At 47.6% G+C, this 22,868-nt stretch carries 17 protein-coding genes; 14 read left to right on the forward strand and 3 right to left on the reverse strand.

The window, feature by feature from the left end:
* Positions 1-150: 150 nt before the first annotated feature.
* Together C5O19_RS15985 and C5O19_RS15990 are read right to left on the reverse strand one after the other, a co-directional pair.
* Entirely contained in the window at positions 151-888 is a 738-nt protein-coding gene (locus C5O19_RS15985; RefSeq protein ID WP_104714406.1) for an SDR family oxidoreductase, read from the reverse strand.
* A gap of 71 nt (positions 889-959) precedes the next feature.
* Entirely contained in the window at positions 960-1,850 is an 891-nt protein-coding gene (locus tag C5O19_RS15990; protein WP_104714407.1) for an AraC family transcriptional regulator, read from the reverse strand.
* Positions 1,851-2,153: 303 nt separating this feature from the next.
* Between C5O19_RS15990 and C5O19_RS15995 the strand changes: the two genes are divergently transcribed.
* From C5O19_RS15995 to C5O19_RS16015, 5 genes are all read left to right on the forward strand, one after another.
* Entirely contained in the window at positions 2,154-4,610 is a 2,457-nt protein-coding gene (locus C5O19_RS15995; RefSeq protein ID WP_104714408.1) for a PAS domain-containing sensor histidine kinase, read from the forward strand.
* Between the two features lie 239 nt (positions 4,611-4,849).
* Complete coding sequence (locus C5O19_RS16000; RefSeq protein WP_104714409.1) at positions 4,850-7,219, forward strand: TonB-dependent receptor domain-containing protein; 2,370 nt, start codon at positions 4,850-4,852, stop codon at positions 7,217-7,219.
* Positions 7,220-7,229: 10 nt separating this feature from the next.
* Complete coding sequence (locus tag C5O19_RS16005; RefSeq protein WP_104714410.1) at positions 7,230-7,946, forward strand: ABC transporter ATP-binding protein; 717 nt, start codon at positions 7,230-7,232, stop codon at positions 7,944-7,946.
* An 87-nt stretch (positions 7,947-8,033) separates the two neighbouring features.
* A complete protein-coding gene (locus C5O19_RS16010; RefSeq protein WP_104714411.1) occupies positions 8,034-9,431 on the forward strand; it encodes a DUF3526 domain-containing protein in 1,398 nt (465 codons plus the stop codon).
* Between the two features lie 27 nt (positions 9,432-9,458).
* On the forward strand, positions 9,459-10,922 hold the full coding sequence (locus tag C5O19_RS16015; RefSeq protein WP_165796039.1) for a DUF3526 domain-containing protein: 1,464 nt from the start codon (positions 9,459-9,461) through the stop codon (positions 10,920-10,922).
* Positions 10,923-11,018: 96 nt separating this feature from the next.
* Here C5O19_RS16015 and C5O19_RS16020 read toward each other — a convergent pair whose 3' ends face one another.
* The gene (locus C5O19_RS16020; RefSeq protein ID WP_104714413.1) at positions 11,019-11,954 is read right to left on the reverse strand and encodes a helix-turn-helix domain-containing protein; all 936 of its coding nucleotides are present in this window, start codon (positions 11,952-11,954) and stop codon (positions 11,019-11,021) included.
* Between the two features lie 93 nt (positions 11,955-12,047).
* Here C5O19_RS16020 and C5O19_RS16025 point away from each other — a divergent pair, with 93 nt between their 5' ends.
* The 9 genes from C5O19_RS16025 (at position 12,048) to C5O19_RS16065 (ending at position 22,845) form a co-directional block, all read left to right on the forward strand.
* Positions 12,048-13,163, forward strand: a complete 1,116-nt coding sequence (locus C5O19_RS16025; protein ID WP_104714414.1) for an FAD-dependent oxidoreductase — start codon at positions 12,048-12,050, stop codon at positions 13,161-13,163.
* 175 nt (positions 13,164-13,338) lie between these two features.
* Positions 13,339-14,346: an SDR family NAD(P)-dependent oxidoreductase gene (locus C5O19_RS16030; RefSeq protein WP_104714415.1), complete on the forward strand. Its 1,008-nt coding sequence runs from the start codon at positions 13,339-13,341 to the stop codon at positions 14,344-14,346.
* Between the two features lie 86 nt (positions 14,347-14,432).
* Entirely contained in the window at positions 14,433-15,236 is an 804-nt protein-coding gene (locus tag C5O19_RS16035; RefSeq protein ID WP_104714416.1) for a helix-turn-helix domain-containing protein, read from the forward strand.
* 950 nt (positions 15,237-16,186) lie between these two features.
* Positions 16,187-18,568, forward strand: a complete 2,382-nt coding sequence (locus C5O19_RS16040) for a TonB-dependent receptor (protein ID WP_243406419.1) — start codon at positions 16,187-16,189, stop codon at positions 18,566-18,568.
* A 4-nt stretch (positions 18,569-18,572) separates the two neighbouring features.
* Positions 18,573-19,775, forward strand: coding sequence for a DUF4374 domain-containing protein (locus tag C5O19_RS16045; RefSeq protein ID WP_104714417.1), 1,203 nt, complete (start codon positions 18,573-18,575; stop codon positions 19,773-19,775).
* A 76-nt stretch (positions 19,776-19,851) separates the two neighbouring features.
* Positions 19,852-20,181, forward strand: coding sequence for a hypothetical protein (locus C5O19_RS16050; protein WP_104714418.1), 330 nt, complete (start codon positions 19,852-19,854; stop codon positions 20,179-20,181).
* A 2-nt stretch (positions 20,182-20,183) separates the two neighbouring features.
* Positions 20,184-20,459, forward strand: a complete 276-nt coding sequence (locus tag C5O19_RS16055) for a hypothetical protein (protein WP_104714419.1) — start codon at positions 20,184-20,186, stop codon at positions 20,457-20,459.
* Positions 20,460-20,466: 7 nt separating this feature from the next.
* Positions 20,467-22,146: a PepSY-associated TM helix domain-containing protein gene (locus C5O19_RS16060; RefSeq protein WP_104714420.1), complete on the forward strand. Its 1,680-nt coding sequence runs from the start codon at positions 20,467-20,469 to the stop codon at positions 22,144-22,146.
* 108 nt (positions 22,147-22,254) lie between these two features.
* The gene (locus tag C5O19_RS16065; protein WP_104714421.1) at positions 22,255-22,845 is read left to right on the forward strand and encodes a hypothetical protein; all 591 of its coding nucleotides are present in this window, start codon (positions 22,255-22,257) and stop codon (positions 22,843-22,845) included.
* Positions 22,846-22,868: the final 23 nt, after the last annotated feature.

The following is a 22,868-nucleotide window of genomic DNA, read 5'->3' on the forward strand; positions in this document are numbered from 1 at the left end:
GTTTAAGGTTTGAAGAGGTTGAAGTAGTTTCAGGTTTAAATCTTGCGTTGTAGAAATTGAGGGGAGAGTGAATAAATGAATTGTGAATCGAGTGCTCGGATAGGGTAACCCATGGGCACAGCTACCTGAGCACTCGATCTGGACTAGCGTTTACCAGGGGCTTATACCCGTTTCCGGAGCGTTGTCATCACTGAAGAATTGACTGGTTGGACCATCAGCATCCAGCAGAGCCGCTTTTACCACGCGACTGGCAGCATCTGCCACGGTACCGGTACCGTTGTGGTGATTGAAATCCGTGGCCGTGTAGCCCGGATCTACGGCATTTACTCTAAAAGCCGTATCCCGCAATTCATGTGCCAGCACAATGGTGTAGGCATTCAGGGCGGCTTTGGAAGTCGTGTAATAGGCTCCCTTCACGGCATAATACTTCCAGCTCGGATCATTATGCAGCGTTAGTGAACTTAAACCTGAGGTGACGTTCACAATCCGAGGTTGCGAAGAAGCCCGGAGTAAATCCAGAAAAGCCTGGGTGGTTTCGATGACGCCAAAGAAATTGGTTTCGAACACTTGTCGAAAGGTATTTATATCCCCCTCTGCAGCCGTTTGAGGAAAGCCACCACTGATGCCCGCATTATTGATGAGTACATCCAGTACCTGCGTTTTTAGTCCGAGTACCTGACGAGCAGCTTTAATGGATTCCGGCCGATCAACATCGATGGTAATCGCTTCAACTTGGGTTAATCCTTCGGAGTTAAGCTGAGCGACGGCCTGCTCACCTTTCTGAGCATCGCGACTACCTAGATACACGTAATAGTCTTTTTGTAAAAGTTGTCGAGCGGTTTCAAATCCAATACTTTTGTTAGCTCCAGTAATGAGTGCAGTCTTCATGTTTTAGGTGTTTTCTTGTTGGGACAAAGGTAGAATAGCCCCTTCAGGCCACTGAAACACATTTTGCGGTATTACTGGTACATTCTTCGGGTAGCCGCCCGATACTCGGCTGGGGTAACCTGCGTTTCGCGTTTAAAGAAGCGACTGAAGTACGAAGCATCCGAAAAACCCAGTCCAAACGCGATTTCCTTCAAGGACTGTTCGGAATGAAACAACAGGCGGCGGGCTTCCAGTACTAACCGGTCATGGATATGCGTAATGGCTGATTTACTGCTTTGGGCTTTGATAACTTCACTTAGATACCCCGCCGATACATGCAGCAGCGACGCGTAATCACTGACCTGATGAAGTTGATGAAAATGCTTGTTTATTTCCGCCTGGTACTTTTTCAGAAGTTGAGTTTCCGCTGAAAAAGTCTTACGCTCAAATTGTTCCGTGTACAATCGGCTCAAATACGTCAGCAGAACCTGCAGGTAGGCCGACAGCATTCGCTGATGCCATACGCCCGCAGTCAGATACTCGGAATAAATTTTATCCAGCAAGTCTTCTACAAACATAACATCTGCTTCAGACAGAGCGAGCTCGTGCCCATTTTCCGGATTTTGGATCATCGGAAGAGTCCTTAACAGTGTGTTTTCCTGCAAAGCCAGAAATTCCTGCGTAAAGGCAAAAGCGGTACCCCAGGTGGGCAAAGGCTCTTCCTTGACCGTAATCTGTTGCGGAGCAAAAAAATAGAAAGTCTGATCTTTCGGTTCGTAGGGAACCATATCCACCCAGTGCCGTCCGCCACCCTGCCGAATGAATCCAAGTAAATAGTAGTCTTTTCGGTGGGGAATGAGAAGTTCGGAGTGATGGGTAACCGTTCCTTCAAAACGGGACATACTGAATAGCTTGCTGCCTAAAATGGGGTCCTGCTCTAGCGTGTAAAGGGGAATGGGTGGATCAAGGGTCGTAAGATTCATTGTTAAAAGTACAAAATTTCCGTTTTCACTTACGCCTAATTGACAAACGGTGGTTGACTCAACTTGCCAGCGTTTCGCAGGGACGTAAGGGATTATGCCTCCCTCTACTCCGTCAAACCATCCATTCTATATATTACCAAAGTAATGCCTGTACGAACAGACACATCTTTTTCTGGTACTACTCATGCAAAAGATTTACGTCCTAAAATGCTGGTAAATGAGCGAAAGCCAGAATTTAAATGATTCGCTTTTCCAACCATTTAGTAAGAATGGAGTTATTCCAATACACTTTTGACGAATGATATGCCAGGTGAGAAATTCCCCCATGCAGGGTCGCTTCGAGAGCGTTTAGATATTGATTTTGCCTTAACCTCGGCGGGTTTGGGCGTTTGGGAGTTAGATCCTATTTCCAGACAGGTACTCTGGGATGATCGTTGCCGGGAGCTGCATGGCTTAGCTGACGATAATATTCTTCCCTATGAAAAAGTGATGGCCTATATCCACCCCGATGATGTGGTTCGCGTGGATAAGACGGTTCAGGAAGCTTTTCAAATACCCTCTGGGGGTAATTACGATGTGACCTACCGTACCATTGGGGCAAATGACGGCAAATTACGCTGGGTACGCTTTTACGGAAAAGCCTATTTTAATGAACAAGGAGACGTGTACCGTTTTGGCGGCGTTGCTCAAGATGTAACCCGTGATATGGAAAGCCTGCAAAATCAGCAGGCCGCTCAGCAACAAATGCTCGATTCATTTGAAGCGTCACCGGTAGGAATTGCCGTGATTGATCGCCATGAACTGACCTTTCTGCGAGCGAATGCCTTTTACGGAGAATTAGTGGGCCGAACGCCCGATCAAATCGTAGGTAAATCACTATTAACCGCTTTGCCAGAGCTGGCGGGGCAAGGCTTTGATGACCTACTACAAGGCGTGCTAGACACGGGTACACCCTTTATTGCGAAAGAAGTAGCGGCTACACTGGTTCGAAATCAGCTTTTAGAAACGATCTATGTCGATCTAACCTATCAGCCCCAGCGGCCTCCCAATCAGACCGAAATTACGGGCATTCTGGTGATTGCCACCGATGTAACGCAACAGGTACTTTCCCGAAAAAGAATTGAAGCCAGCGAAGCCCAGCTCAAAGCGATCATCGCGACGGCTCCGGCGGCCATGGGACTGTTTGTGGGCCGCGACTTGATCGTCGAGATGCCTAATCAAGCCTTTATTGATATTGTAGGAAAAGGGCCAGACATTGAGGGTAAGCCGTTGCGGGAAGTAATGCCAGAATTGGAAAATCAACCCTTCCTGCAAATTCTGGATGATGTGTATACCTCGGGAAAGATGTTTCAAAGTGACGGCTCTCAGGTGAACATTGTTCAGCATGGCGTGATGACCCATAACTTCTACAATATTACCTATACGCCATTAGTTAATGAAAAGGGAGAGGTGTACGCCATTTTGGATATTGCCATTGACGTAACGGAAAGCATACGCGTACAACAAAAACTTCAGGAAACTCAGGCAAAATTACAGGAAACCATTGAACTGGCCGAACTAGCCGCTTGGGAGATTGATTTCAATACAGGGGTGGTGACATATTCCGACCGTCTACGCGATTGGTGTGGATTCGAAAGAGAAGAGCCTTTGACGATCGAACGGGCTTATGAGGTAATGGATTCTCAAAATCGGCTGATTGTCAAATCGGCAGTGGATACGGCTCGTCAACCGATGAATGAGGATCGGTACGAAGCTGAGTTTTCCGTGAATTGTCTGAAGACAGGACAAAAACGAATTCTACACGCCCAGGGAAAGTTAACCCGGGATGAGCAGGGTATGGTTTGCGGGGTTACGGGAAGTTCCCAGGACGTTACGCTGCAGCGTCAAACCCAAGCCGCCCTGGAATTATTAGTACAGGAGCGAACGGAAGAATTAGAATCGACTAACGAAGAACTCTTTGCTTCCAATGAAGAGCTGGCTCATATTAATGAGCAGTTACATCAGGTTAATGATCAGCTGCTTCGGTCGAACAGCAGCCTGGAACAGTTCGCTTACATTGCCAGTCACGATTTACAAGCCCCCCTTCGTAAGATTCAGCAATTCATCGATATTTTGGTGAAACGTCATGAACATACCTTGGCCGAAGACAGTCGATTGCTGGTTCGGATCAAGGAATCGGCTCATCGGATGGGGCTGCTCATTAACGATTTACTTACTTTTTCGAAAATTTCGAATGGACGAGCGGAGACCCAGCAAGTCATGCTGGCGGAGGTGGTAACTCAGGCCATCGATAATTTGTCGGTAGCCATTGAAGAAACCGGTGCTAACATCAGCTTAGCTCAGCTACCTCCATTCAGGGGCGACGCCCGACAGTTAGAGCAGCTCTTTCAAAATCTACTCTCCAATGCGATTAAGTTTAGTAGTAAGGATTTGCAGGGGAATACGACCCTTCCGTCGATTCAGTTAACCTACCAGTTACTGGAATCTGGGGAAATTCCTTCGATTACGGGCTGGACCCCCGTACACGCCAGTTACCACCGAATCTGTATTCAGGACAATGGAATTGGTTTTGAGGAACAATACGTGGACCGGATTTTCGGGGTATTTCAACGCTTGCACGGGAAAAGTGAGTTTGAAGGGACGGGCGTGGGACTGGCGATCTGTCAAAAGGTTGCTTTGAATCACGAAGGGTTTATTCAGGCTCACGGTGAACTGGAGCAGGGGGCCACCTTTGAGCTTTATCTACCCGTTCAAACGTAAGAGTACTACGAAAAGTCGATTACGCTAGCGTCGGAAATTTACTGGGTAGTACTCTCTTTTTTTAATAAACCCGTGGAACCAAGGGGTCCTACGGAATGTAAGCATTTAGTCCATTTAGATTAAAAAATGAACGCTTAGTCGCATAAATGAAGGAGTCCTCCGATTTGATTCATAATTTTATACCTTGATTTCCACAAGAACGGTATGAATTATTCGATTTTATCTCGATTCTGTCATTAATGACTTTACGAATAGTAGGAGTAATCCTCCTAGGCTTATTTTGCTTTTCTTCCCAAGCTCAACACTTCATCAAAGGCCGCGTTAAAGAAGCTCAGTCTCCCCAACGCCCCCTGGCAGGAGCCAGCATTCAACTAACGGGCACAACTCAGGGAACCGTATCTAACGATGAAGGGTATTTTGAACTACAGAGTACGGCTTCGTCGCCATCTATTACCGTGAGTCACGTGGGGTACCAAACCCAGCGAATTTCGCTTACGGGAAACACCACTCCCATTGAAATAAATCTGGTTGCGGCCACCGCACAGGGACTCAAAGAAGTGACGGTTACTTCCCGGTATTACAAGCCGTATCATCTGAATACGGTTTCGAGTGCCTTGCGTCTACAGACACCCCTGATTAACCTTTCCCAGAATATTCAGGAAATCAGTGCGGAGGTCATTTATGATCAGGGAAGTTTTAACATGACCGACGGGATCACCCGGAATGTCAGTGGCGTGATTCGACAGGAAGTTTCCAATAATCTGGGACCCTACATGTTCATGCGGGGCGGTCAGATTTCGACGCTTCGCAATGGAATCGACCTGACGCCCATTTACCGCGGCCCCGTTCCCGAAGACGCCGCCATTATTGATCGGGTCGAATTCATGAAAGGCCCTTCGCTCTTCATGAATAACATTGGCGACCCCGCCGGCACCTTCAATGTGCTAACCAAACAACCCACGGGTACGCCGCAGTATTCCGCTACGGCGATGCTGGGTAGCTGGAATTTGTACCGGCTAGCTGCGGATGTGGATGGCGTGCTGGATACCCAAAAGAAGTTTCAGTACCGTTTGAATGTGATGGGAATGACGAGTCAATCCTTCGTCAAATACGATTTCAATCGCCGCTTGTTGGTGGCTCCCGTGCTGAAATACCAGATCAGTGATCGTACTTCCCTAACCGCTGAATACAATTACCAGCAATTCAGCTATGCATTGTTTAGCCCGATTGTGATGTCACCGAAGGGGTATGCAACCTTGCCCCGCGATTTCACCATTCACGAACCAACGCTGAAGCCGTACCACGTTCGCGACCATACGGCATTCTTAACCTTTACGCATGCTTTCAGTAAAAACTGGTCGCTAACCGCTCGGGGAGCCCTGATGCAAAATGATTACGAGGGCATTTATATGTGGGTCACGGGCGTAAATGCGGCCAATCCGAACATTCTGCTTCGCAATCCCAAATACGATTTGGCCCGGACACAGGTGTACTCGCAGCAGGCGTTTATCAACGGGAAAATCTGGACGACGGACTTAACGCAACAGATTCTGGCGGGTGTGGATGTCAACCAGAAGCGGTTCCGGGCGGATAGTTACGTAACCTACGATACGTACACGGATGCCGCCGGAAAAACGCAGCCTACGTATTACCCGCTGACTATTGATGCCCCCGAATACCGGGTCGAAATTCCCAATTACCATACGCCGGGTGGACTCGCCAAGGGCAATACCAAGCAATCCATCGATTATTATTCGGTGTATGTCCTGGATGAATTGACGTTCTGGAAAGAGAAGCTGCGATTGACGTTGGGCGGACGGTATACTTCAGTGAACACCCACAATAACGTATCCTCTGTACTGACTTCCTCGAAAGATCAGCTATTTACGCCACGAGTGGGGTTGAGCTACAGCATTCAGCCCACTTGGTCGGTGTACGCCCTGTATGATCAAACGCTGATTCCGCAAGCTGGGATTCTAGCTACGGGGGAGGCCATTCGTCCGTTGGAAGGTATCAATCGGGAAATCGGTATGAAGAAAGACTGGCTGGACGGCCGCTGGAATACAACACTTTCGGTGTACCATATTCACCGCAGTAACATCGTCGCTACCGACCCCAACAATGCCTTGTACCGACTACAAGTGGGTAAAACGCATGCCAAAGGCATTGAACTCGACGTGGTTGGCGAAGTACTGCCGGGCCTGAACGCCGTCATTAACTACGCCTACAACGATTCGAAAATCGATTCTGACGTCAATCCCCAGCTCATTGGAGCCCGTACACCCATGTACGTGAAGCACGTACAGAATACCTGGCTGAATTATCACCTGCCCGGCTCGAAGCTTTCCTCGTTCTCCGTATCGGCGGGTTATCAGTACCAGGGTGGACGTGGTGAGCGTTATACTACGGCGACCCCGCATTCCAGTCCGGATTATTTCCGCCTGGATGGAGGCATTGGCTGGCATCGCAAACACTTGAAGGTTAATGTTTTAGTGAATAATATTTTAAATAAAAACCTGATTGCGACGCCCTGGTTTCGCAGTGGGTTATACTATTGGGTACCACAGGCTCCCATCAATGCCCGCCTGAGTATTCATTACGTACTTTAGTCTTTTTCCCATGTTAAAAGCAGTTAACCTAACCAAAGCCTACGGCTCGCATACCGCTCTGGATCACCTGAACCTGGAAATACAGGCGGGTGAAATCTATTGCCTGCTGGGCTCGAATGGGGCGGGAAAGTCAACCACGATCAACCTGTTTCTGGGTTTCATTCCGGCCACGAGCGGTCAGGCATTCATCGATGGGGTAGAAGTTTCGGTGAATAATCAGGCTACCCGCGATATGGTAGCTTACATCCCCGAAATCGTAAATCTCTACCCGACGCTTTCCGGGATGGAAAACCTGGAGTTTTTCAGTGGACTCTCCGGCTTTCAGTATACCAAACAGGAGCTGGGCCGTTTCATGGAAGTAGCGGGTCTGCAGGCTTCGGCTTTCCATAAACGGGTGTCTTCGTACTCCAAAGGGATGCGGCAAAAGGTAGGTATTGCCATTGCTCTGGTAAAAAAAGCAAAGGTCCTTTTTCTGGACGAACCCACGTCTGGACTTGATCCGCACGCGAGCAATGAATTTTCCGAAATCATTACCCAGCTCAGCTTACAGGGCGTTAGTACGCTCATGGCTACGCACGACTTGCTCATAGCCAAAAACCTCGGTCACCGCATTGGCATCATGCATGAGGGAAAGCTCAAACAGGAGCTGATTTCTGACGAGGTATCGCACGCCGATCTGACCAGAATTTACATTGATCTGGTAAAAGAAAAAGAGGTTCGGGTGTAAAGCTGATCGGCTGAATCCTCATACGCAAGCCAGATTCAGTTTGGAGTAACAACATACAAACCCTGACCTGACAAGCCCTTATCCAGCATGATTCAACTCGTTATTCAAAAAGAACTTCGGGAGATTTTCCGGACTGCCAAGGTCCTCTGGTTGCTCATCGGCGTTCTGATCTTGATGGGTTTAGCCTTGTATAATGGCTATTCCTATTACGCATCTCACAGTGCCTTGCTGCGGGAATCCCAGAAAGTGACGTATCAGCAGTTTATCTCGCAGGGCGATAAAAATCCTCACTTGGGGGCTCATTTTGGCTTCTATGCTTACAAGCCCACGGCCGAACTGGCCATGATCGACAACGGTATCGAAGATTATACCGGTAATTCCTTTTACCTCGAACCGCATAAACGCGGCGTGGTACGCTTTCGGGAAGTGACTGATGCAACGGGAATCCGGAGTTTCGGTTTCTTCAATGTCGGTTATTTCTCCCAGTTCATTCTGCCGCTGTTCATCTTTCTCATTGCTCACAATATCTTTTCGAAAGAATGGGAAAATGGGACCATCAAAATGATCTTAAGCTCAAAAGCCACGACGCGACAGATTTTCATGGGTAAGTTACTGGCCTGTCTGATTCTGGTTTTTGCTCTGTTAGTATTGCTGGGGATCGCCTCGCTGGGTTTGTTGAGTCTGGGACCGGACTCAATCCATTTGCCGCGGATACTAGGGGCGTATGGTCTGTACTGGCTGGGTTTAACGGTCTTTAGCCTATTGATTACCGTCATCGGCGTGTCCGTATCCCTGCTCACGCGGAATTCTTCGCTTTCCCTGGTAAGCCTGTCTGGCTTCTGGTTACTGGGTGTGTTCCTGATTCCCCGGTTATCCAGTGAGGTTTCCAAGCGAATGTATCCATCCATTACTTCGCTGGAATTCGAGAATACGACCTTTCATGATAAAGAGTACGGGGTGGATGGCGAAGGTACGAAGGATGAACGACGGGCCACTCTGGAAAAAGAGACTCTGAAGAAATATGGCGTAACCCGGCTCGAAGACTTACCCGTTTTCTACATTCCCATCACCATCGAACACTTCGAAGAATCGGATGGCAAAGTCATGGATCGGGCGTACGAGGCCGTGGAGATGAATGAGAAAAAACAGAATGCCGTCCTGCTAACCTCGTCCGTATTGTCTCCCTTTCTGGCTTTCCGGGATTTTTCAATGCGGATGACGGCGACGGATATGCATACGCACAATGATTTTGCGGAGAAAGCGGAGCTGCACCGCCGGAAAGTAGGCGTAATCGTGGATGACTTTTACCAGAAAAACACCGTTGCCGGTAATGATTTCTGGAAAACTGTCCCGCAGTTTGCGTATACCGCTCCGGGGATTAGCTGGCGACTGGCTTCGGCCGCCCCAGCCATTGCTATTTTGTTCGGCTGGACGCTCGTATCCGTGCTGCTAATGTTCTTCTCGTATCGAAAAATGACCGTCTAGGTTCTCATGGCTAGTGGAGGTAAACGCATGAAATTATCCATCGTTCGGGTCATCTGGAACCTGGAATTGAAAATATTATCCCGGAATAAAGTACTGGTGGCTTTGTTTGCCATCATGCTTGTGATGCTCCTTTCCGCCCTCTGGATTGGCAACAGCATGTACCGCAAACAGGAACAGACCATCGGCAAAATTCAGGTTCACGAAGCCGAAATGCTCGATAGTCTTAAAACCCGTATCCGCCGGATTGAAGCGAACCACATGGTTCACCCCGGCTTTATCTGGGACGATCCGACCTTTGCCTATAACACCGCCCGTAACGAAGGACCCAAGTTTGCGGTTAAGCAACCCTTTGTTTTACAAGCTCTTAATGTGGGGCAAAGTGACATTCAGCCCTTTTATTACAAAGTGTACATCAACAAGAAGCAGTACCTGACGTACGAAGGGGAAATTGATAATAGTCTGCTCCAGTTCATTGGGAACTTTGATTTTGCCTTCGTAGTCATCTACCTGTTTCCCCTGTTGATTATCGTATTTACGTACAACGTATTATCGAGTGAAAAGGAACAGGGAACTTGGGTACTGCTCAAAACCAGTAATCAATCCATTGCCCGCTTGATTCAACTACGGGTTAGTATTCGTTACGTGCTCTTTACGGGTCTGTTCTGGTTGCTGGTCATTCCCATCATGGTGGCTTTGCTGGGCAGCAGCTTTTTAGCCACTTCGAACTGGTGGTGGACCTTCGCCCTGGTTTCGTTGTACTTCGGATTCTGGTTTGTCCTTTCTTTTCTGGTGAACAGTTTCTCGCTAACCTCGACCGTAAATGCCATGGTTTTGATTTTCCTTTGGCTATTTACGGGGATCCTGATTCCTAATGTATTACAGATTGGTCTGAGTCAGGCATATCCTATTCCCAGCCGGATTTCGCAGACCAATGAGGAACGGAAAGCCGTCAACAAGTACTTTGAGAAAGACGGACAGCTCCTGACGAAGGAAGTCTTTAGCAGTCCCCGGACTCTGATTCGGCAGGCTTCGATTGTCACGCCCGGTATGGTGTATGGGTATGGCGTAATCGTTTACAAGAGTCAGGAAATTAAAGATGCGGCGGCAGAGGTAGCGGAGCGGAAATTGTACGGGCAAATCGAAAAACAGCAGGCGGCCATCCAAGCTTTTCAACTGCTTAGTCCGGCCCTAATGATGCAGGAAGAGCTTTCCGCTTTGTCGGGAACGCACTGGTTTCAGTTTAACGCCTTTAGCCGCGATGTGGATCAGTTCCGCAAACGCACGCAGCAGTTTTATTACCCGAAAATGACGTATGAATCTACCTATCGCACGTTTTCGGTAAAAGACGCTGAGGCGATTCCCACCTTTACGCCCCAGTCGTATCATGATTATAGCTGGAGCAAAATTCCGCAGGCGTTTATCAGCTACCTGGCTATTATGGGACTGTTGGGCTGGATCGGGCACCGTAAGTTACTGAACGCTCAACGGTAGAAATAGATAGATGGGATAGACTGGGTTATAGTGTAGGCCCACTGTAACTCATTTTTTTAGAAGACGTATCTGAAAGTATTCTTGCTCTGGTAATCTTCAGGAACGACTGTATTGTTTCGGTTTCGTACCGATGTGTTCGTGAAACACCTTGGAGAAATGACTCAGGTTGGTAAAGCCCAGCCGGTATCCCACCTCTGCTACCGATAGCTTTTCTTCTTTCAGCAAGCGGGCCGCTTCTTTAATTCGGAAGGTTTGGTAATAACTAAAAAGGCTGTCGCCGAAAATCTGCCGGAATAGGCGTTTGAATTTGGAGGAACTCATGTGGGCCTGCCGGGCTAATTCTTCAATAACCGGCGGCGTTTCTAGTCGGGCAAGCATCTGATCCCGAATCGTGTAGATGATTTCCAGATCGTGTGGATTCAGGGCATACAGCGGCGTCTGATCCCGCTTTTTTAAAACCATCAGTAATCGGCAAATCAGCTCTTCTACCTTGACTCGTAGAAAAAATAGCTTAAAGGTTTCTTCGACGGGTTCGCTAACAATCGCGTCCACTAGGGTCTGTAGCGACGGGAAAATCATTTCTTCAAAAAGCAAAGGCTGCGTGTTTTCGATAAGGCTTTGCAGAAGGGGCGGCAGGTGCGAAGTATCCAGCAAACTCTTTAAATACTGAGCGTCTATTTCGATGTTGAGGGTAGATCGATGGGAGTGAATGGGAACCACACCATCGGTTTGCATGTGGCTGGTAGCAATCAAAACCGAAGGTCTATTGGCACCTTGGGTTTCGGGAATGACGTTCTGAAATTTGAAAAGAATCATTTTTCCGGGAGGCATGACCTCCGGACTCTTAACAATCAGATCTTCGCGGAGGTCGTAATTCAGAATCAGTAACCGGATATGCTCATTGAAAACATAGCCGGAACAGGTACCGCTGCCAAAGGTCTCCGGAATGACGACAATTCGGTTCTGAATGACTGTACTTAGTCGTTGTGCCAGTAAAGGTAGAATTTTAGGTACGGTTGAATCTGGGCTCATGGATGATCGTTTACGACTGTTTTTAGGCCTAAGGTAGTTATTTTATCTTTGAAAGGTCGCCGACTTTTGTACCATCATTAATCAAACAAGAAGATGGTACTCAAGGATAAGAAAGTAGCGATCATTGGTGCGGGTCCGGTGGGCCTGACCATGGCCCGATTACTCCAGCAAAAAGGCGTGGATGTAAGGGTGTACGAACGGGACCCAGATGCCAACGCCCGAATCTGGGGTGGTACGCTGGATTTACACTGGGAATCGGGTCAGAAAGTCTTTCAACAGGCGGGTTTGCTGGAAAGTTACCTGGACAAAGCCGTACCGATGGGACGGACGCTGGCGGATGAACTGGGCCGTATACACTTCACAAAACAACCTACGCCCGAAAACCAGTACAACCAACCCGAAATTAACCGGAATGTGCTACGGGAAATTCTGCTGAATAGTTTAGCCGACGGGACGGTGATGTGGGACCGCAAATGTACTAGTCTCGAAGTAGCGGAGGGGAGTTGGGTACTGCATTTTGACAAGGGGCTAAAGGCCACGGCTGATGTAATCATTGGAGCGAATGGCGGGATGTCTCAGGTAAGAAAATGGGTAACGGATCGTGAAGTGGAAGAGACGGGAACGCTGATGATTCAGGGGGAGGTGGTCAATCCCGCCGTTGAATGCCCGAATTTTTATGAATTATGTCAGGGTAACATCCTGATGAGTGCTTATACGGGAAAGGCCCTGGTGGCCAATCCCAACAACCGGGGCGTGTTGACGTACAATGTCATTCTGCCGAATAAAGGCGATACTTCCAGTACGGAAAGTATGCGGAGACTGATTGCCGATCAGTTCAAAAGTTGGGCAGAACCCTATCAGCAGTTATTTCGGGCTACCTCGGTTTACTGGGCATTACCGACGCGGAAGTTACCGCTCGATAAAGCCTGGAAAACGAATCGTCCCTTACCCATCACGCTCATCGGCGATGCCGCCCATCTCATGCCGCCCTTTGCGGGTCAGGGGGTCAATACGGGTTTGATGGACGCTCTGTTATTGGCCGAAAACTTAACTAGTGAAAACTACGAAAGTGTATCAGCGGCGATTGCTGCGTATGAACAGGAAATGCGGGTTTACGCAACGAAAGCCCAGGAGGAGTCGGCCCGGAATGAACAGCAAATGCGGCTGCCGGACTTTTCGTTTCATGCGTTTATTCGTAGAAACGATTAAGGATCATTGGTAGAAATACAGAGCGGTGATAGAAGACTAGCTACCTGATCATAGTTAACAAAAGATGCATAGACCGTAAGCTGCTTTGGCCTTTTAAACAAAGTTAAATCGGCCTTTTAAACAAAGTTGAGGCGTAAAGCAGCTTATACCTTTGTTTCAATCAAACGAAACAAGTATGAAAGCTATAACATCACCTACCAATTACGAAGGCCAATGCCAAAAACCACTGGGTTCCGGGTTCAACTCCCAATCTACTGCTAGTGAAGTCATGCAGGGAATTGACCTCACCGGAAAAATTGCCATCGTTACGGGTGGGAATACGGGAATCGGCCTGGAAACCACCCGGGTACTGGCCGCTGCTGGGGCAAAGGTCATTGTAGGGGCCCGGGATATTGATAAAGCCAAGAAAAACCTTCAGGGTATGCCGAATGTAGAACTTGAAGCACTGGATTTAATCGATACTGACTCCATTGCTGCCTTTGCCGAAACATTTCTGGCTTCGAATCGTCCCCTTCACCTGCTCATTAACAACGCGGGCATTATGTGGGTACCTTTGCGGAGAGACAGCCGGGGTCTGGAATCTCAACTCGTTACCAATTACCTGGGGCAGTTTCAACTGGTTGCCCAGCTTTGGCCCGCTCTAAAAAAGGCCGTTGGGGCTCGGGTGATTAATGTTTCATCGCAGGGTCATCAGTTTGCTCCGTTTAATTTCGACGATCCTAATTTTACGCATCGGGCTTACGAAACTTTACAGGCGTATGGTCAATCCAAGACAGCTAGTAATTTGTTCGCTTTGGAGCTGGACGAGCGGGGGAAAGAATTTCAGGTCAGAGCTTACTCGGTGCATCCGGGTTCCATTCATGGTACGGAACTGGGCCGGGAAGCACCCCGGGAGCTATTTCAGCAAATGGGCTTCTGTGATGCGGATGGTAATCTGTTACCCGAAGTACGGGCTTCCTTAAAAACGATTCCTCAGGGTGCCGCAACGACGGTCTGGTGTGCTACCAGTCCTTTGCTCAACCCACTGGGAGGCGTCTATTGTGAAGATGCGGACGTGGCTGAATTAGCTATCGATGGGCCGGGAAGTAAAGGTGTACAACTATATTCGCTAACGAAAGAAAATGCCAAACGACTCTGGGCCTGGACTGAAGCAATAACGGGATTAGACTTTCCAATCCATTGAACATCAGTACGGAAGGCTGGGGAATACGTAGCCTCCCGTAGTCATTTCTAAAACCGGACGTTTCTGGCCTCTTACCGCTGAATCAAATGGAGCACCTTTCAACGTATTTGACCCCTGAGATCAAACTTTCCTGTTACGAAGACAAATTTTTTAAGTCTGACGTCGTGTTTGATCAACATATGCTGATCTGGTTCATTTCCGGTGAAACCAAAATTATACAGGCCGAAACGACGCATGTCTTCAAGGCTGGAGATATTTTCTTGATTCCCCGTAACAAACCGTCTACTATCATCAACTATCCCAAAGATGGCTTGCCCCATAAAACGGTTGTCATGCTTCTGACGACGCCAATCCTGCGGGATTTTTATCGAAATCAGTCGGTTCATGTCACTATTCATCCCAATCCTACCATTCAAAGCTTTACAAATCATCCCTTACTCGAAAGTTGTCTGACTTCTCTGATTCCGTACTTCCAGCTACAGGACCCCTTCCCAGCGAGCCTGGCCTCCCTGAAAATTACCGAAGCAATCAGTATTCTGAGGACCATCGATCCGACGATTGACCGTGTACTGGCCAACTTTGACGATCCCTACAAAGTGGAACTGATTCGTTTTATGGAGCAAAACTATCAGTTTAATATGCCTCTGGAGAAGTTTGGTTATCTAACGGGTAGAAGCTTAACGACATTCAAGCGGGATTTTAGGAAAGCCTTCAATACGACGCCTCAGAGATGGCTGACACAAAAACGCCTGGAACTGGCCCATTACCAACTCGCCGAGAAAAAACAGAAACCCATTGATGTCTGCTACGAAGCAGGATTTGAAAACTTATCACACTTCTCGTACGCATTTAAAAAACATTTCGGGTATACCCCTTCAAGCTTACGGTAAAGGTTACTCTAAAAAGGCTACAGTTGCGTAGGTTTGGTACCACGGATGTATCAGTAACTTTACCGGAAAGAAACGTGGTTTATCCATCGTTTCTGGCATTTATACCGTACTCTTTAGTGCGGCTTTTCTTGCTCAAAATGCTAGTTTTCCGGAAACATCTTTCAAACTTTTTACCTTCTGGGGATGTGTTATGAATACATATCTAGTCATTCGCTTACGTCTCTTTAAAACCATATTGATCTGGCTTCTTCCATTCGTAGTTATAGAATGATTAGTTATGCATTACTAAAGCTCACGTTCAGATAGGGGTGTACCATCGAGTAGCTCTTCTGGCTCTGTCTCGGAGCTACCCAGTACACTCATGATCGTATTTACTAGAGATACGATAAGATCTCAACCCGCACCCACTAAGCGTTCTAGGAAAATCGCTTTTTTGTTTTTTCGATCTAGTGTTGCAAGTCTACTAGTATCTGAGCAATCATCATTTCCCGTATTACAAACCCTAATCAAACGCGACCCTTGTTGACCAGGGGTTTCCAGTCAGGTAGAGGCAGTAACGAGGCAGAGGATTTACCTCACTCGTTTACTGCCTTTATTTTTGAATGGGTCAAATGCTGTCTTACATCCGGGATGCCGTAGTGGATGTTCCACAATCTACTTGGCTTTCCAACTCTATTTACTGATTAGGGGTAAAGGTTTAAGGCAAGCCCAATACCTATTTGCACTCGAATCTACCAAGGTTCGGTTCTTTCCTACCCGCTTTTTCAAAGTTCACCGTATTGAAGTTCATTTCCTTGCTAGTCAGATCAATAGGCAAGTTACGTACCCGCTGCTTCTCGTCAGTAAGACTATCTAACTCAAAACTTATTGCTATTATTATTTGGACTTAGTATAAATAAAAATAAATTTGCGGTCAGAATCCTTCTCCCATAGAAACTACTTTACCTTAAATGCTCGATCTGAAAGGGGCGTTTAACTGTCACATGTTACCGATGTATTTTAGACAACTTTTGCTGGTGTGTTTATGCACCATCGCTCTTTCTTCGCATGCTCAACGTCTAAGTTCGATTCGAGGAGTTATCCAGAACCAGACCGGTTCTCCTTTGCCAGCCATTACTGTTCGTATTACTGAACTGAACAAGGTTACCACTTCCAATCAGGGAGGAGAATATCGTTTTTCGAATCTTACCCCAGGGCATTACACGCTGGTCTTCAGTAGTATAGGATTCAAAACGCTACATAAAAAAGTAGAACTGAAAGCGGAAGAGGAGAGTCACATCGAAGTCACCTTGCAGGAGAGTACGGTTGATCTCAATACGGTTACCGTGGTGGGTCGCACGGAGGTTCAGGAAGTGAATCGCCAGGCGTTTAATGTTACGGCTATTGATGCCAAGCAGTTGTACAACTCGACGCTGGATCTGAGTAGTGCCCTGGACCGGGTATCCGGCGTACGGGTGCGGGAGTCCGGTGGTGTGGGGTCCAACTTTAACCTTTCGTTGAATGGTTTTTCGGGCAATCGGATTCGCTATTTTATTGATGGGGTACCGATGGACAATTTCGGTTCCTCCTTTCAAATCAACAACATCCCCATCAACATCGCGGATCGGCTGGAAGTGTACAAAGGAGTTGTACCCATCTGGCTGGGTTCAGATGCTCTGGGTGGAGCGATTAACATTGTTACGGGGGACCGATTCCGGAATTATGTAGATGCTTCGTATTCGTATGGTTCCTTCAACACGCATCGTAGTGTAGTAAACGCCGCTTTTACGACCAAAGGGGGATTCACCTTCCGGTTGAACGCTTTCCAGAACTATTCGGATAACAACTACAAAGTAACCGTGGATGCCGCTGACATCTACACGGGAGCGTACCAGCGTAATGCAGTCCTGAGACGTTTCCACGACACGTACCACAATGAAACGGTTGTAGCCAATGTCGGTGTGGTAGGTAAAAAATTCGCGGATCAACTGCTTTTGGGCATAACCCTTGGAAAAAATTACAAAGAGTTTCAGACCGGAGCCCGGATGGTAGCGGTATTCGGCGGCTGGCACCGACGCGGTAACATCGTCATGCCCACCCTGAAGTATCGGAAAACCGACCTGATCAAGGGGCTGGACGTGACACTGAACGCCAATTACAACCTGGGTCAGGAGCGAAACATTGATACGCTGTCGGCCCGGTTTGACTGGTTTGGTAATTCCAAGCCGAATGTAAGTGGGGAAGGTCGCGGACGAAGCCTATCGAAATACTCCAACAATAATGGTCTGGCCACGGCGACGGTTAATTACAAACTATCGGAGCGGCAGGCCCTGGCCCTGAGTAATGCGTTTAGTACCTTTAATCGGAAGGGATCGGATGTGTTTAATCCAAGTTTTACCCGTGGCGATGTACGGCCCCGCCTCAACAAAAATGTACTGGGCCTGGGATATACCTATGACGAAAAAGACAAGTGGAGCACATCTATTTTTGGCAAGTATCTGTATCAAAACACCGCCGGACAATCCTCGTTTAATAAGCTGGGCTTTGGGGCGGCTGTCAGTTATTTCGTTACGCCTACGCTTCAGTTAAAAGCTTCCTACGAGCGGGCCAATCGACTACCCGAGGCGAATGAACTGTTTGGCGATGTTGAGTTAGTAGAGGGTAATCTTACGCTTAAACCCGAAGAAAGCCAGAACATAAATGCCGGGCTTAGTTACGGTTTCGCTGTTAAGGAAGATCATCGCTTCCTGATTAATGCCAACGCCATTTACCGATATTCCTATAACTACATCTACTCTAGATTCAACCAAAATCAGTCAGCCCTGGTACTCGATAACCTCGATGGCGTCTTTACCGTCGGCGGTGAAGGAGAAGTGCGGTATTCCTATAAAAAACTCTTCACGCTCGGCACTACGCTAACCTATCAGTACTTGCAAAACCAGCAGGAATACGTACTGGATAATTATGGTAACTGGGTGAAAAGTCCGGTCTATAAGGATCAAATGCCTAACATTCCCTTCTTTTTCGGCAATGTCGATGCCTCAGTCACCCTACGCAATCTGGGCCAGAAGGGGAATGTCCTCAATATTGGCTACAACATGCTCTATGTCCATTCTTTCTGGCTATACTGGCCTAGTCGGGGCATTGCTAGCGATATCACGAAATCCGGTATTCCTATGCAGTTGACGCACGACATGAATGCCGTCTACAGTCTCAAGAACGGACGGTACAATATCGGCCTGGAAGTAAGAAACCTTACCAATAGACGTCTATACGACAACTTCAGTTTACAAAAGCCCGGTCGTGGCTTTTACCTCAACGTTCGCTATTTCTTTAATTCCTTTAAAATTTAATTCTATGCAATTGAGATCAACGCTCGCATTGGCTGTGGCAGCAGGTATGCTGGCATCCTGTTCTAAAAACGAATCCGGTCCGAGTAATCCGGGTAACTTTATATTGACCGTTAGTCCGGCCGCTACGACGGGTGTGGCCGATTATCTGCTGACCGCCCAAACGCTCGATTCTGATACTATTACGACGAAAGGGAACGGCGTAGAGCAGGATGGAACCTACCGCTATTATGTCACGCACAATGGCAAGTTTTTTAGTATGCTCTACGGCCAGGGCAACCCCGGAGCCGTAACCGCTTATAATATCCAGGATGGCAAGCTGAATAAACTCACCAACTTCCAAACGGAAACGGTACAGGCCTTTGCACCGGTAAATGATGACTTACTGCTGTTTAAAATTTCAAGAAACCTGACCGCTCCAACATCTAGCTGGTACAAGGTGAATACCAATAGCCTGACCATCACCTCCGAAGGAACGGTTAATACGCTGGAGATGACGAAGCTGGGCGAGCTGGCCCATTTTACCTGGCTGAAACAAGTGGGTACCAAAGTGTTTGCCCCGTATCAAACCATTCTGGATAGAAGTTTCAATACCAAGTATCCGAACCAGGCGTTCATTGCCATTTTCAACTACGCGGATATGAAACTCGAAAAGGTAATCACGGATGATCGGGCGAGTTTCATAGGTAGCTACTTCCAGGATGGTCTGTCCGTTCAGGAAAATGGCGATGTGTACGGATTCTCTCCTTCAGCCGCAACAACGGATAATAAAATTTCTTCGACCAAACCTTCGGCGATTTTGAAAATCAAATCCGGTACCACGGAGTTCGATCCCAGCTATTACTTCGACGTAGAAGCGGCGAGTGGAGGGATGAACATTACGTCCTGGCAGTACTTGGGAAACAACACCTACATCGTGCATTCCCAGTCAAAAGCTGAAAAAACTTCTTTTCCGGCTGGATCGCGAGTGGGCATTGTGAACGTCGTGGATAAAACCTACAAAACCGTAACGGGACTGCCGAAACTGGAAGACATTGCGGATCTGACTACCAACAACTACACGCCCAAAGACGGGAAAACGGGTTACGTAGGCGTGAACCTGAAAGACGGAAACAGCTTCGTTTACAAGATCGACGCCAGTACGCAAACCGCTACCCGTGGCCTACGAGTGGAAGGTGGATCCATTACGGCCATCCAGTACCTGAAATAAGATACGCTACTAAACGAACCGGGAGATGCGAAGCTCTTCCGGTTCGTTGGTTTGTAATTATTATCCTGAATGACTTATGATTAGCACCTTGTACCTGATTCAGTTCATCGCTTTTTACCTCTGGCAAATTACATCGGCGTCGAATAAACGGCAGGCTCCTACCGGTTTGATGGGCTATGCCTTCACGCACAAAGCCCAGACTCGTCTCGTCGGGGCTTTTCTGGGGCTACTGGCCATCGTGGGCTTTATCTGGTTTTGGGGCGTGGCGAGTGGCCTTGTGGGTTTTGTTGTGGGGCTGATGGCCGTTGGTTGTCTATCCGTAGTGATCGAGCCTTTCCAGTACCTCCGCACGCCGGGTGTGGCGGTCATCTATGTTTGTTGTGTACTCCTTGAACGATTCCTCTGACGATGCCTGCTAACAAAAAATACCTGACCCAATCACCGTGGATCAAACTATCTAAGATACTGGCAGGCTCCGTGGGAGGTTACCTGGTTACCCTCAGCTTTCACGCCGCCCTGACCCGATTGATTCCGAAAGAATATGTGATCGTGACTTCATTCATTACCGGCTATCTGCTTTGGGCAACGCTTTTGCTCGTGGCTTTTCTCATTCCCAAAGCGTGGAAGACCTGGGCTCTGTATGTGGTGTTGATCGGTATATGTACGGGTATTTACTTGATTTAAAACGGCTATGGATAACCGGAAATACAATATCTACTTTAACACGCACACCGTCAGCGGGATCATCATCTGTGCGATTTTGTACGTCATGTTTTTTGCGGGTTCATTCTCTTTTTTCAGGGACGACCTGGCAGCCTGGCAAAAGAATGAGTCATACCTGAGCCAGAAAGGTCTAATTAAAAAAGATTTCAACTACGTTCTGGATTCGCTTTCCCGTCATCATACGCTCAAAGGTCGGGATGTTGATTTTACCATCCAGCGGAACGTACCGGGAGCGTATGTTTCCATGACCGCTTCCCACGATCCCGAGGTACAAAAACTGAAGTCTAAGAAAAAACCGGAGGCCAAACGCGGCGGTCGGGGCCGGAGGGGCGATGGCGACTCGGCTTTTTTTACTTATGATTTCAGTAAAAAGAAGGAAGCCGACTACGCCACTTCCTACACTATGGGCGAATTTCTGTACCGCCTGCACTTTTTAGCCCAGTTGAATCAGGTTTTCCCCTTCCGGTTGGGCGTTCCATTCGGATACTTGCTGGCGGGAATTGTTTCCTTCATTTTCCTTTTTGCCCTGATTACGGGATTGCTACTACATTGGGATAAGCTCGTCTCTAACTTTTTTACCTTCCGACCCTGGACTAAATGGAAGACCGTCTGGACCGATCTTCACACGGTACTCGGCGTCATTGGCTTTCCCTATCAGCTCGTTTTTGCCTTAACGGGTGTGATCCTGATCTTCAATTCTTTCCTGATTATTCCGTACACAAAATTGTTTTACAACGGTAACGAAGAGAAGATTTACAAGGATTTAAATTATGGCGTCAAACAGGAATTTCCCTACGCTCGTAAGCCCTTACAATCCTCATTTGACATCAACCAATTGGTAAGTCAGGTACAACAAAAATGGGAGAGGAGTGACATCAGTCTGGTAGCCATTCGGAATTACGGCGATGAAAACATGCACGTGATCATTCAGGGAAAAGCCCATACGGATGCTCAGCTCAACGGACAGGGAGAATTCATTTACCGCGTCCGTGATCAGAAAGTGATGGCAGAGCATTCGCCCCTGGATACGCCGTCGTATATTGATACCGTTAAAGGGTTCATCTACCATCTGCATTTTGGTGATTATGGCGGACGGCCGTTGCGGGTCATCTATTTTATGTTAGGAATCATGGGTTGTCTGGTCATTAATTCAGGCGTGATGATCTGGCTGGTTGCCCGGGATAAAAAAAACATCCCCGTCCGCAAAAGAGCATTCAATTTCTGGACGGCCAATGTCTATATCTCCTCCAGTTTAAGCATGCTGCCGGTTACTGCCTTTGCCATGATCGCCCTGCTCTTTCTGGACAAACCGGGTCAACCCGAAATTTACCACTGGTACTTTTACCCCTGGTTGGTGTTAAGCATCTACTTTCTGATTCGGAAAGATCTGGATCTGGTGAATCGGCAATCCACCTTCCTGGCAGCGGTGACCTGCTTTCTGCTGCCCGTATTGGATGGCGTGGTTCGCAGCAACTGGTTCTGGAACACGCTGAATCGACAGGCGTATGATATTCTGTTTATCGATGTACTCTTTCTGATCCTTTCCCTGTTGAGCGGAGTAATCTGGTGGAAGATGGAACAAAAAAGGCGAGCAGAGCCCAGTGCCGTACTAACCAAAGAGAAAGTCGGTCAATTGGGGCAAGCCTGATTGAAAGGTATTTCTGCGAATAAAGAATCACGCGAATACCTCACGCCAAGTATGGAGGAAGTACGAAAAATACCTGGGTTCATTTTAATCGGTTAATGCCTATTTGCTATGAAAAATTATGTGGTATGGGGCGTATTGAGCCTATTTGTGCTTACGAGTTGTAAGGATGATAAACCCGTCGTTCCCGACGATTACCTGACGTCGCACATCGACAAGGATCAGGTTAGTACAAAACTCATGAACGATCTGGTGCCTCAGCTTAGAGGAAAATGGCTCATTAAACAACTTAAGGTCAAACCTCGGAATGATACCTTCCATAGTGAAATAGGCATCAAAAAAGATACCGTACTGACTGATTTCGCCAAGCTTACGCTGGCCCCATCCACTGTGCAATATTTCCAAACGTCAACTCAGTACGAAGGGCATATTGAATTTGCCGGTAAGACATACCCCATCCGGTTTGAATTAAGGGCTACTTCCAATTGGATTTTTAGTAACGAAATACCGCAGGCTTTTTTCTTATTAGAATATAATTTTCCCGACGGCTATTCGGCAGTTACCACAAAAGAACAATATTACCTGCAACAGATAGGCCTATTGTTAGACAACTTTACCCTGGAAACCACCATCGGTCAAACTCAGATGACCTGGAGAGGGTTAAACCGAGGAATTGACCAGGTAATTCTGGTTAAGCAGTAGCCTGTTACTAACACCAGAGGGGA

The organism is Siphonobacter curvatus (assembly GCF_002943425.1).
Classification (GTDB): Bacteria; Bacteroidota; Bacteroidia; order Cytophagales; family Spirosomataceae; genus Siphonobacter; species Siphonobacter curvatus.

What these genes read in the sequence shown, in the direction of transcription:
- C5O19_RS16000 (WP_104714409.1), top strand. Translation starts at nt 4,850, where the DNA reads ATGACTTTACGAATAGTAGGAGTAATCCTCCTAGGCTTATTTTGCTTT.
- C5O19_RS16005 (WP_104714410.1), top strand. Translation starts at nt 7,230, where the DNA reads ATGTTAAAAGCAGTTAACCTAACCAAAGCCTACGGCTCGCATACCGCT.
- C5O19_RS16030 (WP_104714415.1), top strand. Translation starts at nt 13,339, where the DNA reads ATGAAAGCTATAACATCACCTACCAATTACGAAGGCCAATGCCAAAAA.
- C5O19_RS16065 (WP_104714421.1), top strand. Translation starts at nt 22,255, where the DNA reads ATGAAAAATTATGTGGTATGGGGCGTATTGAGCCTATTTGTGCTTACG.
- C5O19_RS15995 (WP_104714408.1), top strand. Translation starts at nt 2,154, where the DNA reads ATGCCAGGTGAGAAATTCCCCCATGCAGGGTCGCTTCGAGAGCGTTTA.
- C5O19_RS16055 (WP_104714419.1), top strand. Translation starts at nt 20,184, where the DNA reads ATGCCTGCTAACAAAAAATACCTGACCCAATCACCGTGGATCAAACTA.
- C5O19_RS15985 (WP_104714406.1), bottom strand. Translation starts at nt 888, where the DNA reads ATGAAGACTGCACTCATTACTGGAGCTAACAAAAGTATTGGATTTGAA.
- C5O19_RS16020 (WP_104714413.1), bottom strand. Translation starts at nt 11,954, where the DNA reads ATGAGCCCAGATTCAACCGTACCTAAAATTCTACCTTTACTGGCACAA.
- C5O19_RS16010 (WP_104714411.1), top strand. Translation starts at nt 8,034, where the DNA reads ATGATTCAACTCGTTATTCAAAAAGAACTTCGGGAGATTTTCCGGACT.
- C5O19_RS16040 (WP_243406419.1), top strand. Translation starts at nt 16,187, where the DNA reads ATGCTCGATCTGAAAGGGGCGTTTAACTGTCACATGTTACCGATGTAT.
- C5O19_RS16045 (WP_104714417.1), top strand. Translation starts at nt 18,573, where the DNA reads ATGCAATTGAGATCAACGCTCGCATTGGCTGTGGCAGCAGGTATGCTG.
- C5O19_RS16025 (WP_104714414.1), top strand. Translation starts at nt 12,048, where the DNA reads ATGGTACTCAAGGATAAGAAAGTAGCGATCATTGGTGCGGGTCCGGTG.
- C5O19_RS16060 (WP_104714420.1), top strand. Translation starts at nt 20,467, where the DNA reads ATGGATAACCGGAAATACAATATCTACTTTAACACGCACACCGTCAGC.
- C5O19_RS16015 (WP_165796039.1), top strand. Translation starts at nt 9,459, where the DNA reads ATGAAATTATCCATCGTTCGGGTCATCTGGAACCTGGAATTGAAAATA.
- C5O19_RS16050 (WP_104714418.1), top strand. Translation starts at nt 19,852, where the DNA reads ATGATTAGCACCTTGTACCTGATTCAGTTCATCGCTTTTTACCTCTGG.
- C5O19_RS15990 (WP_104714407.1), bottom strand. Translation starts at nt 1,850, where the DNA reads ATGAATCTTACGACCCTTGATCCACCCATTCCCCTTTACACGCTAGAG.
- C5O19_RS16035 (WP_104714416.1), top strand. Translation starts at nt 14,433, where the DNA reads ATGGAGCACCTTTCAACGTATTTGACCCCTGAGATCAAACTTTCCTGT.